The following is a 14,626-nucleotide window of genomic DNA, read 5'->3' on the forward strand; positions in this document are numbered from 1 at the left end:
CGCTGTTCTACTGCTGCGCGGTCGAGGGTGGAACCGGCGTAGTCGCAATCGGTGCGGGGGTGATCACCGTGTCGTTCGGCGTCACCGGCATCGTCGGCGGCACCGCGCCCATGTAATCGATGACCAGCTCGTCGATTGCCGGTTCGCGGTCGGGATCGAAATTATACTGCGCGCTGCGGATCGCGCCATAGCGGCGTGCGGTCACGGCTTGCCGATCGGCGGCAGTGCGCAGGATCGTGGGGCGGATGAAGACCATCAGGTTGGTCTTCACATGGCTCTTGCCGCGCGACTTGAACAATTCGCCGATCACGGGAATGTCGCCCAGCAGAGGCACCTTCTGGATGGTGCGCCGCTCGTTATCGTCAAGCAGGCCGCCCAGCACCAGGATCTCGCCATTGCCGACCGTCACGGTGGTCGCGATCTCGCGCTTGTTGATGATCAGCTCGTTGAAATCGTCGGACACCGGCCCCGCGATCGAGGACACTTCCTGCCGCAGGTTCAGCTTGATCTCGTCACCCGCGTTGATCTGCGGCGTGACGTCCAGCTCGATGCCGACGTTCTGGCGCTGGATCGTGCGGAACGCATTGTCGAAATTGTCGCCCAGCGCCTCGCCGGTGGAGACGGGGATCTCCTGCCCGAACAGGATCGAGGCAGGGACGTTGTCGTTGGTGGTGATATGCGGCGTCGACAGGATGTTCGAATCCGAATCCTCCTCCACCGCGTTGATCAGCACGCCCAGGTAATTGTTGCCGCCGAACTTGGTGCCATAGCCGCCCAGCCCGCCACGCGTGCCAAGGGCCGCCTGCACCGCATTTTCGCGCAGCAGGTCGGACACGCTGCTGTTGGTGCTGGTGGTGACGACGTCGCCATTGATGACGGTCGTGGTCTCGTCGAAATCGTCGGCCAGCAGACCGCCCGCCAGATCGATGATATTCGGCGCTATATTGGTGAAATTGGTGACGGCGAAGGGCACATCCTCGCCCCCGATAAGGAACTGCAGGCCCAGCTCGCGCGCCACCGAGTCCGAGATCTCGACGATGATCGCCTCGACCAGCACCTGGTCCTGCCGCACGTCCAGCTGTCGCACCAGCTCGGCCAGCTGTCGCTGGGTGTTGACGGGGGCCGAAATGACGATGGCGTTCGCGCCGGGATAGCGCGTGATGACTGCCGTGCCGCGCCCGCCCGAAAGCTCGATCAGGCCGCTGCCCAGATTGCCGTCCCCGACCGCGGCGCCGACCGCCCCCACCGGCGCAGCCGCCGCCCCGTCGGTCCCCAGCGCCGACAGGCCGCTGGTGCGCTGCACCGTGTCGACCGCAACCGGCACATAGGTGCCCGACCCGCCGATCAGCTTTTCCAGCATCGCGACCATCGCGCCCGCATCGGCATAGTCGAGCCAGATCACCTTGATCTCGCTACCCGCCGCGGCGCGATTGTCCAGCTCGCGCGCCATCGCGGCCAGCCGCCCGATCGTCGCCTGTTCCCCGCGCAGCAGCAGCGAGTTCGAACTGTCGACCGCGACCACGCCCGCCAGCGACGCGGCGCCGCCCTGCCCCTGCGGGACAAGCTCGCTAAGTGCGGCCGCGATCTCGCGCGCGCCGGCATGGTTGAGCGCGATCAGTTCGGTCGCGCTATTGTCGGTATCGATCTGCTGCAGCAGCGCGCGGATGCGGCGCAGATTATCGGCATAATCGACGATCACCAGCGAATTGCCCGCCCGGTTCGCGGTGATCGACCCCTCCGGGCTGACCAGCGGCTTGAGCGTATTGACTGCCTGCTCCGCCTCGACCGCGCCAAGGCGGACCACGTCGGTCACCATCTGGTTGCCGGGCGCGCCCTGGCTGCCGACGCGGCTGGGCTGCGACGCGGCATTGGCGGCCGGCTGGATGCGGAATGCGCCATCGGCGGTCGGCACCGCGACCAGCCCGTTGGCGCGCAGGGTGGACAGGAACACCTCGAAATATTCGCTGCGGGTCAGCGGCCGGTCGGACACGACCGACACCTTCTGGTTCACCCGGCCGTCGACGATGAAGGTCCGCCCCGTCACCTGCGCCGCATCCGCGACGAATGTGCGCACGTCGGCATCGCGCATGTTCAGCACATATTGCGCATGCGCTGGCGTGGCGCTGGCGCAGATCGCGACGGTGGTTGCAAGAGCGGCGGCAAGCGCCTGATTGAAAGAAGGCATTAGGGGGCTACCGTTATATTGACCGGAACCTCGCGTCCGTCGCGCCGGACGGTGAGGCTGACCTGGGAACCGGGCGTGAACGCACCGGAAAGCTGTGCGGCCTGCGATGGCGAGGTGATGCGCTGCCCGCCCATCGCCACCACCACGTCGCCGTCGCGCAGACCCGCGGCGCGGAACACGCTGCCATCGCCCGCGGGCGCGACATTCAGGCCCGAAAACCTGCCGCCCTGCTGCGAGGGCGTGAACGAGACGCCGGTGCCAAGCTCACCCACGCTCATGCGGTTGCGGATGGAGCTGGGCGTCGGCGGCGCCTCTTCGGGCTGGACAGCCGGTCCCGCCGAAGACTGGGTGGGCGACTGGGAGGACGACTGGCCAGAGGGCTGGACCGAAGGCTGGATCGAGGGCGCAGGCTGCGACTGGTCGAGATAGAGCAATTCGCGCGATCCGCCCCGGCTGAGCACGATATGGTCGAACTCAAGCGCGCTGAGCGTGACGCCCGGCGAAACCTCCTCGCCGATGCGGTAGATCCTCTGTTCGCCGTCATTGTCCGCGATGATCGCGGTGCCCGCGCCCGTCGCGGCGTTATAGCGTATGCCATAGACCGTCAGCGGCAGGTCGGTAATGGTCTCGACCATCTCGGTCTCTGCCATGGTGACGGGGTTGTTGCGGTTGAACGGATCGAAGCCCGTCATCAGCGCGGTGCGGGCGCTGTCCGACATGACGCGGACGCTGGCGGGCCGCCATTCGCCCAGCGGCGAGACGGGCGTGACGATCATCCAGAACAGGCGCACGGCGGCAATGACGATCCCGGCGGCAAGCAGCCACCACAGCGCATCATGCAGGGTCCACCCCCGCAGGCGAGGACCGCTTTGACCTAAGCGACCGAATCGCAAGCTCTTCATCCCACCCGTCCAAAATGAGGCGCCCTAGCCCTATGAGCGATGCGCCCGTTGCACAAGCGCCGCGAGGTAGCGTTCCCCTGCCGGAGCCGGGCGTTCGGCCCGGGCCAGGAACGGGCCGGCCACCTGCCGTCATGGCCGCCCGTGCCGTCACGTCCGTCGACGCCAATGTCGCAGATATTTGACAAATTCATGTCAAGGCTGGCGCCTGCACGAAAATGCCGCGGCGAAATACGGTGATCGCGCTCCGTTCCTGCCTCGCCAAAGCGGGATCATGAGTCTATGGCCCGCTGCCATGTCCGAAGCAGATACCATCGTGCCAGGTGCAAATCCGTCGACGGGCGACCGGGATGCGGGCGACAGGGATGCGGGCCACAGGGATGCGGGCCACAGGATGGACCTGCGGATCGCGATGTTCAGCGGCAATTACAATTACGTGCGCGACGGCGCGAACCAGGCGCTTAACCGGCTGGTGGACTATCTGCTGCGGCAGGGCTGCACGGTGCGCGCCTATGCGCCCAAGGTGGACAATCCCGCCTTCGAACCGACGGGCGAGCTGGTGGGCGTACCCGCCCTGCCGATCCCGGGCCGCAGCGAATATCGCTTTCCGCTCGCACTTTCGCCGCGGGTAAAGCGCGACATGGGGCGGTTCGCGCCGCATATCGTGCATGTCTCCAGCCCCGATATCGCGGCGCACGCGGCCGTTCGCTGGGCCCGCGCGCGCGGCATTCCCGTGCTGGCATCGGTGCATACGCGTTTCGAGACCTATCCCCGTTACTACCATCTGGGCTTCATCGAACCCGCGATGGTCGCGGGGCTGCGGCGATTCTACAACCGCTGCGACGCGCTGGTCGCTCCGTCCGAATCCATGGTCGATCTGCTGAAACGGCAGCGGATGAACAGCGATGTCTCGCTGTGGACGCGGGGGGTGGACCGTTCGATCTTCGTGCCGCAGGCGCGCGACATGGCGTGGCGGCGCTCGATGGGGATCGAGGATCACGAGCGCGTGATCGGCTTCCTTGGCCGGCTGGTCATGGAAAAGGGGCTGGACGTCTTCACCGACACCTGCGCCGAGCTGTCGCGCCGCGGCGTCGCGCACCGCGTCATCGTGATCGGCCAGGGCCCCGCGCGTGAGTGGTTCGAGGATCGGCTGCAGGATGGGGTCTTCGTCGGCCACCAGACCGGGGCCGAGCTTGGGCGCGCGGTCGCATCGATGGACATGCTGTTCAATCCCTCGGTGACCGAGACTTTCGGCAATGTCACGCTGGAGGCGATGGCCTGCGCGCTGCCGGTCGTCGCCGCGATCGCCACGGGCAGCGAGAGCCTGGTCGAGGACGGCGTTTCGGGCACGCTGGTGACGCCGGGCGACGTCGCGGGCTTTGCCGATGCGCTTCAGGCCTATTGCGCCGATCCCGCCCTGGCAGAACGCCACGGCAAGGCCGGCGAGGCGCGGGCCGAGAACTATGGCTGGGACCGGATCAATTCGGCGGTTCTGTCGACCTATCGCCGCCTGCTTGCCGAAAAGGGCTGACAGCGCTTCACGCGATATAGCCGCGCGACAGCGCCTTGCGCGCATAGGCAAGCAGCGCCAGCAGGATGATCCAGATCACCGCCGACACGAACCAGTATCCCGGCCCGCCAAGGCTGGACGGCATCGGCTTGACCGCCGCATAGACGGTTGTCACCACCACGCCGACCAGCGACACCAGGAACGCCGCCACCGCCCAGCGCGAACGCGCCAGCAGCAGAAGCGAGCCCGCCACCGATCCCCACACGCCCAGCGCCCAGAACGCGGTATGCCAGGCGGGGAAGCTGGTGAAATAGGCACGCTCCTCGGCCGAGAAATGGCCCATCAGCGCCTCGGCATCCAGCTGCGTCATCGTGTAGTCGAACGCGCCATAGGCGTTCCATAGCAGGCTGAGCAGGGCGATCACCCAGAAGCTTCCCGGAACCCGTGCCGCTTTGCTGGCCATTTGCGTTCTCCTCCCGCCATGCCCCCGCGGGCGTCACCTATACCGCAGATGAACGCAATGCCAAGAGCCGGCGGGATCAGAGCCGCTCGATCCGCCCCGCCGCCTCGTCGAGGATAGCGGCGATCCGGTGCGCGACCTCGTCGGTGAAACCGGCGGCCTGCGCGCGGTTGCGCGTGGCCACCAGCAGATTGCCGACGGCGCGGCGGACCGGCGGGCTTTCGCGGGGATCGCCCTCGTCCATGGCCTTGAGGCGGGCGAAGATCTGCGCGACCTTCTCCGCCTCGCCGGCGAGATGCGCCTTGCCTGCTTCGGTCACGGTGAAGGGCTTGCGGGCACTGTCCGCATGGCCCTCTGCCTCGGCGATCAGCCCTTCGTCCGCCAGCATGGCGAGCGTGGGATAGACCGCCCCGGGGCTGGGTGCATAGCGGCCGCCGGTCAGCGCCTCCACCGCCCTGATCAGCTCGTAACCGTGGCGTTCCTGCCGCCCGATCAGCTCCAGCAGGACAAGCCGCAGCTGGCCATGACCGAACATCCTCCTGCCCCGCCCTCGCCCCCGGTGGTCGCCTGCCAGCGCGCCGACGCCGGGGCCGCGTCCCATCCGGCTGCCCCGCTCGCGCGGGATGCGGTCCCCGAACTCGTCGCCGAAGCCCTTTCCGAAGCCCCCGCCCCATGGGCCGGGGCCGAGCGGGCCGTCGCCTCGCTGGCCGTGTGTTTCGTGGTGTCTGCCGGACCTGCATGGATCGCGCATGATGGTCTCCGTTTCGTTATTCTTACGATATATCTTAACGGTGTCGCGTCAAGCATAGGTGAAATTTCCCGCGGCACGCCTATCTTCGCTGCGATGGAAGATCTTTTTGCCGATGACGATGCAGGGCACGGCCCGCCCGATCACCCGACCGACGATGCCCCGCTGGCCGACCGTTTGCGCCCCGCGAAGCTGGACGACATCATCGGGCAGGAACATCTGACCGGTCCCGAGGGCGCGATCGGGCGGATGGTGGCGGCGGGCCGGCTGACCAGCATGATCCTGTGGGGCCCGCCCGGCACCGGCAAGACCAGCATCGCGCGGCTGCTGGCCGACAGCGTCGGCATGCGCTTTGCCGCGATCAGCGCCGTCTTTTCGGGCGTGGCGGACCTGAAGAAGGCTTTCGCCGAGGCCGAGGGGATGCAGAAAGCGGGGCGCAAGACGCTGTTGTTCGTGGACGAGATCCACCGCTTCAACCGCGCGCAGCAGGACGGCTTCCTGCCCTTCGTCGAACGCGGCACCGTGACTTTGGTGGGCGCCACGACCGAGAATCCCAGCTTCGCCCTCAACGCCGCGCTGCTCAGCCGCGCACAGGTGCTGATCCTGCACCGGCTTGATGCCGAGGCGCTGTCGAAACTGCTGGACCGTGCCGAGGCGCTGACCGGCCGCCCCCTCCCGCTCGACGCCGATGCCCGCGCGGCGCTGGTGGCCAGCGCCGATGGTGACGGGCGTTTCCTGTTGAACCAGGCCGAGACGCTCTATGCCGCGAACATCGACGCGCCGCTCGATCCCGCGGCGCTGGGCCAGTTCCTGCAGAGGCGTGTCGCCGTCTATGACAAGGACCGCGACGGGCATTACAACCTGATCAGCGCGCTGCACAAAAGCCTGCGCGGGTCCGACCCGCAGGCATCGCTCTATTACCTTGCGCGCATGCTGACCGCGGGGGAGGAGCCGCTCTACGTGCTGCGCCGCCTTGTCCGCTTCGCGAGCGAGGATATCGGTCTCGCCGATCCGCAGGCGCTGGTGCAATGCCTGGCCGCGAAGGATGCCTATGATTTTCTGGGCAGCCCGGAAGGCGAGCTCGCCATCGTGCAGGCCTGCCTCTATTGCGCAACCGCGCCCAAGTCGAACGCCGCCTACAAGGCGCAGAAGGCCGCTTTCAGGAACGCGCGCGAGACCGGCAGCCTGATGCCGCCCGCCAACATCCTGAACGCGCCGACCAAGCTGATGAAGGATGTGGGATACGGCAAGGACTATGCCTATGACCACGATGCCGAAGGCGGATTTTCCGGCGCGAACTACTGGCCCGCCGAGATGGAGCCGCAGGACTATTACAAGCCCGTCCCGCGCGGTTTCGAACGGCAGGTGATCGAGCGGATGGAATGGTGGGCGAAAAAGCGCGCCGAGAAGCAGGGGTAGTGCCCCGCTTCGACCATTTCGTGGCCATCGACTGGTCGGGGGCGGCCACCGAACGTCCCGGCGGGATCGCAATGGCCGTAGCCCATGGCGAAGACGGAGCGCCGGTGCTGGTCGATCCAGGCCCCAACGCCGGAAAAAAGGGGGGCTGGTCGCGAGAGGATGTGCTGGCAATCCTGCGCGACGAACTGCCCGCCGATACGCTGGTCGGGCTCGACCTGGGCATTTCGCTGCCGCATGCCGATTGCGGCGCATTCTTTCCCGGCTGGGCGGACAGCCCGCCCGATGCCCGGTCGCTATGGGCGATGATCGACCGCATCTGCGCGGGCGATCCGCATCTTTCCGCCAGCAGCTTCGTCGACCACCCGGAACTCAGCGCCTTCTACCGCCGCCACAACGGGCGCGAGGGGGCACGCTTCCATGCCCCCGGCGCCGTCCACAGGCGTGGCCGCTTCCGCGTGACCGAGGAGCGGCAGGCCGCGCTAGGCTGTTCGCCCTATTCCAACTTCAACCTGGTCGGCGCGGCGCAGGTCGGCAAGTCCAGCCTGACCGGGATGCGCGTGCTGCACCGGCTGGACGGGCGCATTCCCATCTGGCCGATCGATCCGCTGCCGCCATCGGGCAGCGTCATCGTCGAGATCTATACAGCGATCCCCGCCATAGCCGCGGGCCGCCGCGCGGGCACATCGAAGATCCGCAGCCACGAGGAATTGCGCCAGGCGCTGTCCGCACTGGGCAGCGCCGCCCCCGCTGGCACCGGCCTGGTCGACGACCACAGCGCCGACGCTTTGCTATCCGCCGCGTGGCTGCGCATCGCCGCGCAGGACGACCGGCTGTGGAATCCCCCCGGCCTGGATGCCGTCGCTAGCACCGAGGGCTGGACCTTCGGCGCGCCTTGACGCAAAGAGCGGTTCCGACGGCGATTCTGCAAAGGCATCGCCAGACGCCGGCTTAGCTCAGTTGGTAGAGCACCTGATTTGTAATCAGGGGGCCACGGGTTCGAATCCTGTAGCCGGCACCAGTTTCTGAATTGCCCGCCTGCGATTCGGGGGCAAAAGCCTTACCGCCCTTGACCTTGCGTCCTGCTCGACGCAGCCATGTGTGCAACTGCGAAATCGCACCGGGATCATCGTTTCCGCATGAGTATCATCGAAGCCATTCTCGTCGGGCTGCTTCAGGGCCTGACCGAGTTCCTGCCCATTTCGTCCAGCGCGCATCTGCGGCTGGCGGGGCCTTTCCTGACCTCGGGCGATCCGGGCGCGGCCTTTACCGCCGTGATCCAGATCGGGACCGAGGCTGCGGTGCTGCTCTATTTCCGCAAGGACATCTGGCGCATTGCCGAGGCGTGGATCCGCCAGCTTCTGCCTTCGGCCGAAAACCGCGATCCCGCCGATGCGCGGATGGGCTGGCTGATCATCATCGGCACGCTGCCGATCGCGATCCTGGGCGTGACGCTCAAGGACGCGATCGAGACCAATCTGCGCAACATGTACATCACCGCCACCATGCTGATCGCGTTCGGCCTGCTGCTCGGACTGGCCGATTACCTGGGGCGGCGCACCCGCCCGCTCGACCAGCTGAGCTGGAAGCACGGCCTGATCTTCGGCTTCGCGCAGGCGATGGCGCTGATCCCGGGCGTGTCCCGTTCGGGCGGCACCATCACCGCGGGGCTGGCGATGGGCTACACGCGCGAGGCGGCGGCCCGCTATTCCTTCCTGCTCGCGGTCCCGGCGGTGCTGGCCTCGGGCTTCTACCAGCTCTACAACTACTGGGGCGATTTCACGAGCAGCATGGCGATGCCGACCATCGTCGCGACGCTGGTGGCCTTCGTATCGGGCTATGTGGTGATCGTGGGCTTCCTCAAGCTGATCAGCACGCGCAGCTACATGATTTTCGTGGTGTACCGCGTCCTGCTGGGCAGCGTCATCCTGGCGTGCCTGGCGGCGGGCGTGATCGACCCGGTCTGACGGGCCTTCAAAGCCCCCAGTTCAGTCCCGCCCAGATTGTGCGCGGCACGCCAAGGTCGATCGATCCGCCCGAATTGCGGGTGATTATCGTCTCGTCGAACAGGTTCTCGCCCCGCAGCACGAAGGACAGCCTGCCCGCCAGCCGCATCTCGGCATAGGCGTCGAGAGTGGTGGCCGCCGGCAGCGGCTCGCTCTCGCGGTCGTCCTCGTACTGCTTGCCGACATGGCGCAGCGTAGCGGACAGGCGCGTGGCGTCCTGCGGCTGCCACCACAGCGTCGCGCTGGCCGCCAGTCGCGGCGTCTGCGCCGGGCGGAAGCCGTCGAGGTCCGCAGCTTCGCCCGCGCCGTCGACGACCGCGTCGGTATAGGTCACCGATCCCGCCAGCCCGAAAGCGCCCAGATCGACATTGGCATCCGCCTCGATCCCCTGCGCGTCGATCGCGGGCAGGTTGCGGCGCTGGCGCCAGGGTGACATTGGCGATGGCGGCGTCGATCCGGTTGTCGAACGCGGTCAGCGACAGGCGAACACCCGGTGCGGGGGTCAGGTCGACGCCCGCCTCGAACCCGAGCAATTCCTCGTTCTCAAGCTGGGCATTCGCTTCGGTCACGACCGGGAAGACGACGAACGGGCGGTACAGCTCGTTAAGGGTCGGCAGGCGAATGCCGCGATAGGCCGCCGCGCGCAGGGCCAGTGCCTCGCCCGCGCGGAAAAGCGCTCCGGCGCGCCAGGTGACGGTCCAGTCGGTGCGGTCCTCGAACGTCTCGTCGATGGTCACCGCGCCAGTTGGATCGGCCGAGCGGTAATATCCGCCCGTGATCGCGGTCCGGTCGGCGCGCACGCCGCCCGTCAGCACCAGCGCGCCCAGCGTCCAGTCATCCTCGGCGAACAGGCCCAGGTCCTCGTTCGCCCCGCCCGCGCGGCGGCGGGCGGTAATGTCGCCAGTGAACGCGCTGATCGCGTTTTCCATCATCGTGCCCGAAGCGCGGCGATAATCGGCACCGAAGCGAAGCTGGTGGCCCGCCATCCGGGGCGGGCGCAGTTCCAGCTTGCCGCCGAAGCCGGTGGAGGGCGTGTTGTACTGGTCCAGCACCGGGGTGAAGCGCGAGGAGCTGATCACGATATTGCTGAAATTGCGCGCCTGTACATAGGCAAGCGCATCCACTGCCCACTCGCCTCGGTGCACCAGCCGCAGCGATGCGTCCTGCCCCTCGCTGCTGCTGTCGGCGCCGTCGAAGCGCAGCGTGCGATCGTCGCGCCAGACCAGCATGCGGGCCTGCACCTCGGTCTGCGCGCCCGCCGGCATCACACCGCGCGCGCCGATCGACCAGTTGTCATAGGCGGCTCGTGCGCTGGCATCGACGCGCTGGTCCAGCGGAGTGGTCCAGAAGCCCTGCCCTCGGTCCCAGCGCCCCGATACCACGGCAAAGCCCGACCCCAGCTGCGGCGCCAACGTGGCGCTAAGCTCGGTGGCGCCGCGGTCGTTGACCAGCGCGCGGCCCGATACCGGGCCCAGCGTGGCGGCATTGGCGGTTTCCAGCTCGATCGTGCCGGTCAGCGCGCCCGCGCCGAACGGGCCTGATCCGCCGCCCCGGGTCACCGTGATTCGCTCCAGCCGTTCAGGGACGATGGCGTTGAAGGGGATGTAGCCGAAGAACGGATCCGCCATCGGCACCCCGTCCAGCAGCACCAGCGCCCTGCTGGTCGCGTTCCCGCCCAGCGAACGCAGCGTCGCGCCCTGCGCGCTGGGATTGGACGAACGGCTGTCCGAGCGGCGATATTGCTGGAAGCCCGCCACGCCCAGCAGCACGTCCTCTATCCGGCCCGACGCGGCTGTCAGGATCTGTTCGCGCGGAATCTCGCGCGTCGCATAGGCCGGCGAGCCGGGGGTATCGGCCAGCCCTTCGCCGGTCACCACGATGGGCGCCGGCTGTTCGCTTTCGGCATCCGCATCGTCCTGCGCGATGGCGTAGGCGGGATGCAGCATGGCGGCACCCGCCATCAGTCGGGGAAGCCAGATGCGGCGCTTTGTTTTTCGTTGCGGGGCCATAGGCGCGGCTTGGTAAAGCTTTGCGGCTTGAACGCAATGGCGGTGAACGCAATGGCGGGCCCTGGTTCTCAGAACTCTCCCGCGATGCCCGCGCGGACCGCGGTATTGCTGCCGCCGCCATAGCTTGCGCCCGCTGTCAGCGCGAAAGGCGTGTCGCTGGCGATACGGTGCATCAGCCCGGCGGAAACGCCCATTTCGCCGCGAAACAGCGCGACATTGCTGGCATAGCTGGTGCGCCCCGCCTCGCTGGGGAAGTGCGGATTGGCCAGTGCGGCGGTGGTGGCGATGCCCTGCCGCATCTTCTTGCGGTCAAGGGCGGCGATGTCGAACAGCTGGTCGACCTGGCCCTGAAGCTGATTGAACTGTTCTTCCGACACGGCGGCGATGGCCTGGACCGAAACGCCCAGCGAAGCCACTTGCTGTGCACCCGCCAGCGCGCTTCCGCGGCCGAAAGTGCCGTTTTCGTCCACCGTCACGGCATAGATCTGGCCGCTTTGCGCCGCAGTCGAGGATCCGATGTCGCCGATCTTCACCGACGAACCGGCACCGCCCAGCACCAGCTGGTTGCTTGCCGTGGTCCTTGCGCCATAACCCAGTGCCGTCGCATAGGCATGCCCGGCCAGCGCCTCGCCGCCGACCGCGGTGGCGCCCAGCGCGGTGGCGGTGGCGATAAAGCCGTTGGCGGTGGAGCGGTCGCCCGAGGCCGCGGCGCGGTAGCCGACCGCGCTGGCATAGATGCTGCTTGCGGCAGCGCGCGACCCCACCGCGACCGAGCGGTCGCCCGAGGCCAGGGATTGCGCGCCGATGGCACCCGACATGCTGCCGCTGGCTTGCGCCTCGAATCCGGCGGCATTGGAATAGGTGCCCGTTGCCGCGCTGCGATAGCCGGCGGCGGCCGAACCCTTGCCCTGCGCCAGTGCACCGCGCCCGATGGCGGCGGCATATTCGCCGGTCGCGATGCTGGCAGAGCCAAGCGCCAGGGCCGAACTGCCATTGGCGACCGATTCGGCGCCCAGTGCCGCCGCGCCGATGCCGACGGCCTGTGCCGATGGGCCCAGCGCCAGCGCGCCCGTGCCGCCGCTGGCTTCGCTGCCCTTGCCGATCGCCACCCCCAACGCCGCGGAGGCATTGGCGAGCGAGCCCAGCGCGATCGCATCTTCGCCCGCCGCCAGAGGCTGCGCGCCGCTGCTGCTGACCGCCAGATAGGGGCTGCCCGCGCCGCCGCCCGAGGGTGGCAGAGCCGCCATGGCGCTGGCGATGGCGCTGTTCATCTGGCCGAGATTGACGGCATCGGTACCGACCGTTCCCGCCGCCACATTGACGATCTGCCGCTGCGCGCCCGAATTTCCGACCGAGACGCTGTTCGCCCGGTTCGCGGTCGATCCGCTACCCAGTGCGACCGAATTGCTCGCCCCCGCCAGTGCATTGCCGCCGATGGCCAGCGATTCCGTGCCTGCCGCGCCCGCGTTCGCCAGCGCGCTGTTGATCGCGATGTGCGGGTTCGGCGCGGCGGGTTCGATCCCCGCCACCGCCGTCTGGATGGCGCTGTTGACCTGGCCCACGGTGGCCGCATCGGCGGCATCGACCCCGTTGGCCAGATTGACGATACGCCGCTTAAGCGTCGCGCTGCCGACCGAGACGCTGTTCGCGAGATTCGCGGTCGATCCGCTGCCCAGCGCGACGGAATTACTTGCTCCCGCCTGCGCCTTGCCGCCGATGGCCAGCGATTCGGTGCCCGTCGCGCCCGCGTCCGCCAGCGTGCTGTTGATCGCGAGATGGGGGTTCGGCGCAGCAGGCTCGATTCCAGCCACTGCCGTAGAGATCGCGCTGTTCATCTGGCCCACGGTCGCCGCGTCGGCGGCATCCACCCCGTTGGCGAGATTGACGATGCGCCGCTTCAGGGTCGCGCTGCCGACCGAGACGGTGTTGGGCGCGTCGGCCAGCGATTTCGCGCCCAGCGCCACCGCGTTTTCCTTTTCCGCGATCGAGCCCGCGCCGATGGCGGTGGAATTGATCCCGCTCGCCAGTGTCTTCTGCGTGCTGCCATAGGCGCCGAAGCTGCCGATGGCGGTCGATCCGGCGACGCTCGCTTCGGCCGAGCTGCCGATCGCGACGCCGCGGAAACTGGCCACCGCCTTGTCGCCCACAGCCACCGATTCGGTGCCCGCCGTGCTGCGCGTGCCCAGCGCCGATGCCGTGGTCTCTGCCGCGAAGGCGAAGCGGCCCACCGCGGTTCCCCCGCGCGAATCGGAATCGCGGCCCAGCGCCACGCCCCCTTCCTCGGCATAGGCCCCATAGCCCATGGCGACGCCCGCATCGGTTTCGGTCGAGGTGCCCGATCCGTTCACGACTGCGAAGGCGCCGACCGCGACCGCCTGCCGCGCATTGGCTTGCGCCTGGTTGCCCACGGCGATACCGTCCTGCCGATAGGCCGCCGCCAGATAGCCCGCCGCCAGCGAATAGGCCCCGCCCGCGTTGGAGGAGACGCCGACCGCAACCGCTCCGCTGGCGCCCGCGCTGGTATAGGGGCCGCACGCCAGCCGGTCGGGCTGGTTCGCCGATTCCGCCGCGCCATCGTTGTCGGTCGATGCGGTCGCCACCCCGTCGTTGTTGGTATCGAGCAGGCAGTCGCGCGCCTGCGCGGCATGGGCGTGCAGCCCTGCCGCCAACGCGATGCCCAGCCCCGCCAACAGGCGGGCACAGCCGTTCAAACGCAATTCCATGATACCCCCAGCGTCCCGCGGGGAGCAGCGGTCGGATTCGATCGACCATGGCCTGCGTCGCGGACCATCCAGGCGCGCCCCCTATCAAGCGCCCGTCTGAACTATTGGTGGTGAAAATCCCGTTAAGTCAAACCGCTGGGCCGGGGGGACGCGGCCGTTCCACAGCTTTGATGCGGCGGGCATCCGGCACCGCCGGCAATGGGTTCAGCCGCGGCCGCGATAGGAGGAGACCCCCTGGTCCGGCACCCACAGCCCCTCGGGGATCGCGCCGCTCTGCCAGAAGACGTCGATGGGGATGCCGCCGCGCGGGTACCAGTACCCGCCGATGCGCAGCCATCGCGGCGCCATCTCTGCGAACAGGCGCTGGCCGATGCCGACGGTCACATCCTCGTGAAAGCCGCAATGGTTGCGGAACGCGCCAAGGAACAGCTTGAGCGACTTCGATTCGACGATGGTCTCGCCCGGTGCGTAATCGATCACCAGATGCGCGAAATCGGGTTGGCCGGTCACCGGGCACAGCGAGGTGAACTCGGGCGCGGCGAAGCGCACCATGTAGAGCGAACCGGCACGCGGATTGGGCACGTAGTCGAGCACCGCCTCCTCGGGCGAAGCGGGAAGCGAACTGTTCTGCCCTAGGTAAAGGGGCTGCGTATGATCGTCGGCCATGGCG

At 68.0% G+C, this 14,626-nt stretch carries 10 protein-coding genes, 1 tRNA gene and 1 pseudogene; 5 read left to right on the plus strand and 7 right to left on the minus strand.

The features are described 5' to 3' along the window. Positions 1–7 precede the first annotated feature (7 nt). Complete coding sequence (gene gspD / locus A9D14_RS08700; protein WP_066845357.1) at positions 8–2,185, minus strand: type II secretion system secretin GspD; 2,178 nt, start codon at positions 2,183–2,185, stop codon at positions 8–10. Beyond that, positions 2,185–3,078 (minus strand): type II secretion system protein N, encoded by an 894-nt coding sequence (locus A9D14_RS08705; protein WP_198301994.1) that lies wholly within the window; start codon positions 3,076–3,078, stop codon positions 2,185–2,187. Before A9D14_RS08705 ends, gspD begins: the two co-directional genes overlap by 1 nt. A gap of 400 nt (positions 3,079–3,478) precedes the next feature. Between A9D14_RS08705 and A9D14_RS08710 the strand changes: the two genes are divergently transcribed. Beyond that, positions 3,479–4,615, plus strand: a complete 1,137-nt coding sequence (locus A9D14_RS08710) for a glycosyltransferase family 4 protein (RefSeq protein ID WP_066848678.1) — start codon at positions 3,479–3,481, stop codon at positions 4,613–4,615. A 7-nt stretch (positions 4,616–4,622) separates the two neighbouring features. Here A9D14_RS08710 and A9D14_RS08715 read toward each other — a convergent pair whose 3' ends face one another. After that, a complete protein-coding gene (locus A9D14_RS08715; RefSeq protein ID WP_066845361.1) occupies positions 4,623–5,057 on the minus strand; it encodes a hypothetical protein in 435 nt (144 codons plus the stop codon). A gap of 76 nt (positions 5,058–5,133) precedes the next feature. After that, positions 5,134–5,805, minus strand: coding sequence for a PadR family transcriptional regulator (locus tag A9D14_RS08720; protein WP_083987801.1), 672 nt, complete (start codon positions 5,803–5,805; stop codon positions 5,134–5,136). Between the two features lie 93 nt (positions 5,806–5,898). On the opposite strand from A9D14_RS08720, the gene A9D14_RS08725 reads away from it, so the two are divergent. From A9D14_RS08725 to A9D14_RS08740, 4 genes are all read left to right on the plus strand, one after another. Then, positions 5,899–7,221, plus strand: a complete 1,323-nt coding sequence (locus tag A9D14_RS08725; RefSeq protein ID WP_066845365.1) for a replication-associated recombination protein A — start codon at positions 5,899–5,901, stop codon at positions 7,219–7,221. Continuing rightward, positions 7,221–8,117, plus strand: a complete 897-nt coding sequence (locus A9D14_RS08730) for a hypothetical protein (RefSeq protein WP_232468479.1) — start codon at positions 7,221–7,223, stop codon at positions 8,115–8,117. Before A9D14_RS08725 ends, A9D14_RS08730 begins: the two co-directional genes overlap by 1 nt. Before the next feature lie 46 nt (positions 8,118–8,163). Then, positions 8,164–8,239 (plus strand) — tRNA-Thr (locus A9D14_RS08735). A gap of 118 nt (positions 8,240–8,357) precedes the next feature. Beyond that, positions 8,358–9,185, plus strand: a complete 828-nt coding sequence (locus A9D14_RS08740; RefSeq protein ID WP_066845377.1) for an undecaprenyl-diphosphate phosphatase — start codon at positions 8,358–8,360, stop codon at positions 9,183–9,185. Between the two features lie 7 nt (positions 9,186–9,192). Here A9D14_RS08740 and A9D14_RS08745 read toward each other — a convergent pair. The 3 genes and pseudogenes from A9D14_RS08745 to queF form a co-directional block, all read right to left on the minus strand. Continuing rightward, positions 9,193–11,170: pseudogene (locus tag A9D14_RS08745) on the minus strand (TonB-dependent receptor plug domain-containing protein). Positions 11,171–11,301: 131 nt separating this feature from the next. Continuing rightward, positions 11,302–13,956: a hypothetical protein gene (locus tag A9D14_RS08750; RefSeq protein WP_083987802.1), complete on the minus strand. Its 2,655-nt coding sequence runs from the start codon at positions 13,954–13,956 to the stop codon at positions 11,302–11,304. A 204-nt stretch (positions 13,957–14,160) separates the two neighbouring features. Then, complete coding sequence (gene queF, locus A9D14_RS08755) at positions 14,161–14,622, minus strand: preQ(1) synthase (protein ID WP_066845381.1); 462 nt, start codon at positions 14,620–14,622, stop codon at positions 14,161–14,163. Positions 14,623–14,626: the final 4 nt, after the last annotated feature.

The organism is Croceicoccus marinus (genome assembly GCF_001661675.2).
Lineage (GTDB): Bacteria > Pseudomonadota > Alphaproteobacteria > Sphingomonadales > Sphingomonadaceae > Croceicoccus > Croceicoccus marinus.

What these genes read in the sequence shown, in the direction of transcription:
- gspD (WP_066845357.1), bottom strand. Translation starts at nt 2,185, where the DNA reads ATGCCTTCTTTCAATCAGGCGCTTGCCGCCGCTCTTGCAACCACCGTC.
- A9D14_RS08710 (WP_066848678.1), top strand. Translation starts at nt 3,479, where the DNA reads ATGGACCTGCGGATCGCGATGTTCAGCGGCAATTACAATTACGTGCGC.
- A9D14_RS08715 (WP_066845361.1), bottom strand. Translation starts at nt 5,057, where the DNA reads ATGGCCAGCAAAGCGGCACGGGTTCCGGGAAGCTTCTGGGTGATCGCC.
- A9D14_RS08720 (WP_083987801.1), bottom strand. Translation starts at nt 5,805, where the DNA reads ATGCGCGATCCATGCAGGTCCGGCAGACACCACGAAACACACGGCCAG.
- A9D14_RS08725 (WP_066845365.1), top strand. Translation starts at nt 5,899, where the DNA reads ATGGAAGATCTTTTTGCCGATGACGATGCAGGGCACGGCCCGCCCGAT.
- A9D14_RS08740 (WP_066845377.1), top strand. Translation starts at nt 8,358, where the DNA reads ATGAGTATCATCGAAGCCATTCTCGTCGGGCTGCTTCAGGGCCTGACC.
- A9D14_RS08750 (WP_083987802.1), bottom strand. Translation starts at nt 13,956, where the DNA reads ATGGAATTGCGTTTGAACGGCTGTGCCCGCCTGTTGGCGGGGCTGGGC.
- queF (WP_066845381.1), bottom strand. Translation starts at nt 14,622, where the DNA reads ATGGCCGACGATCATACGCAGCCCCTTTACCTAGGGCAGAACAGTTCG.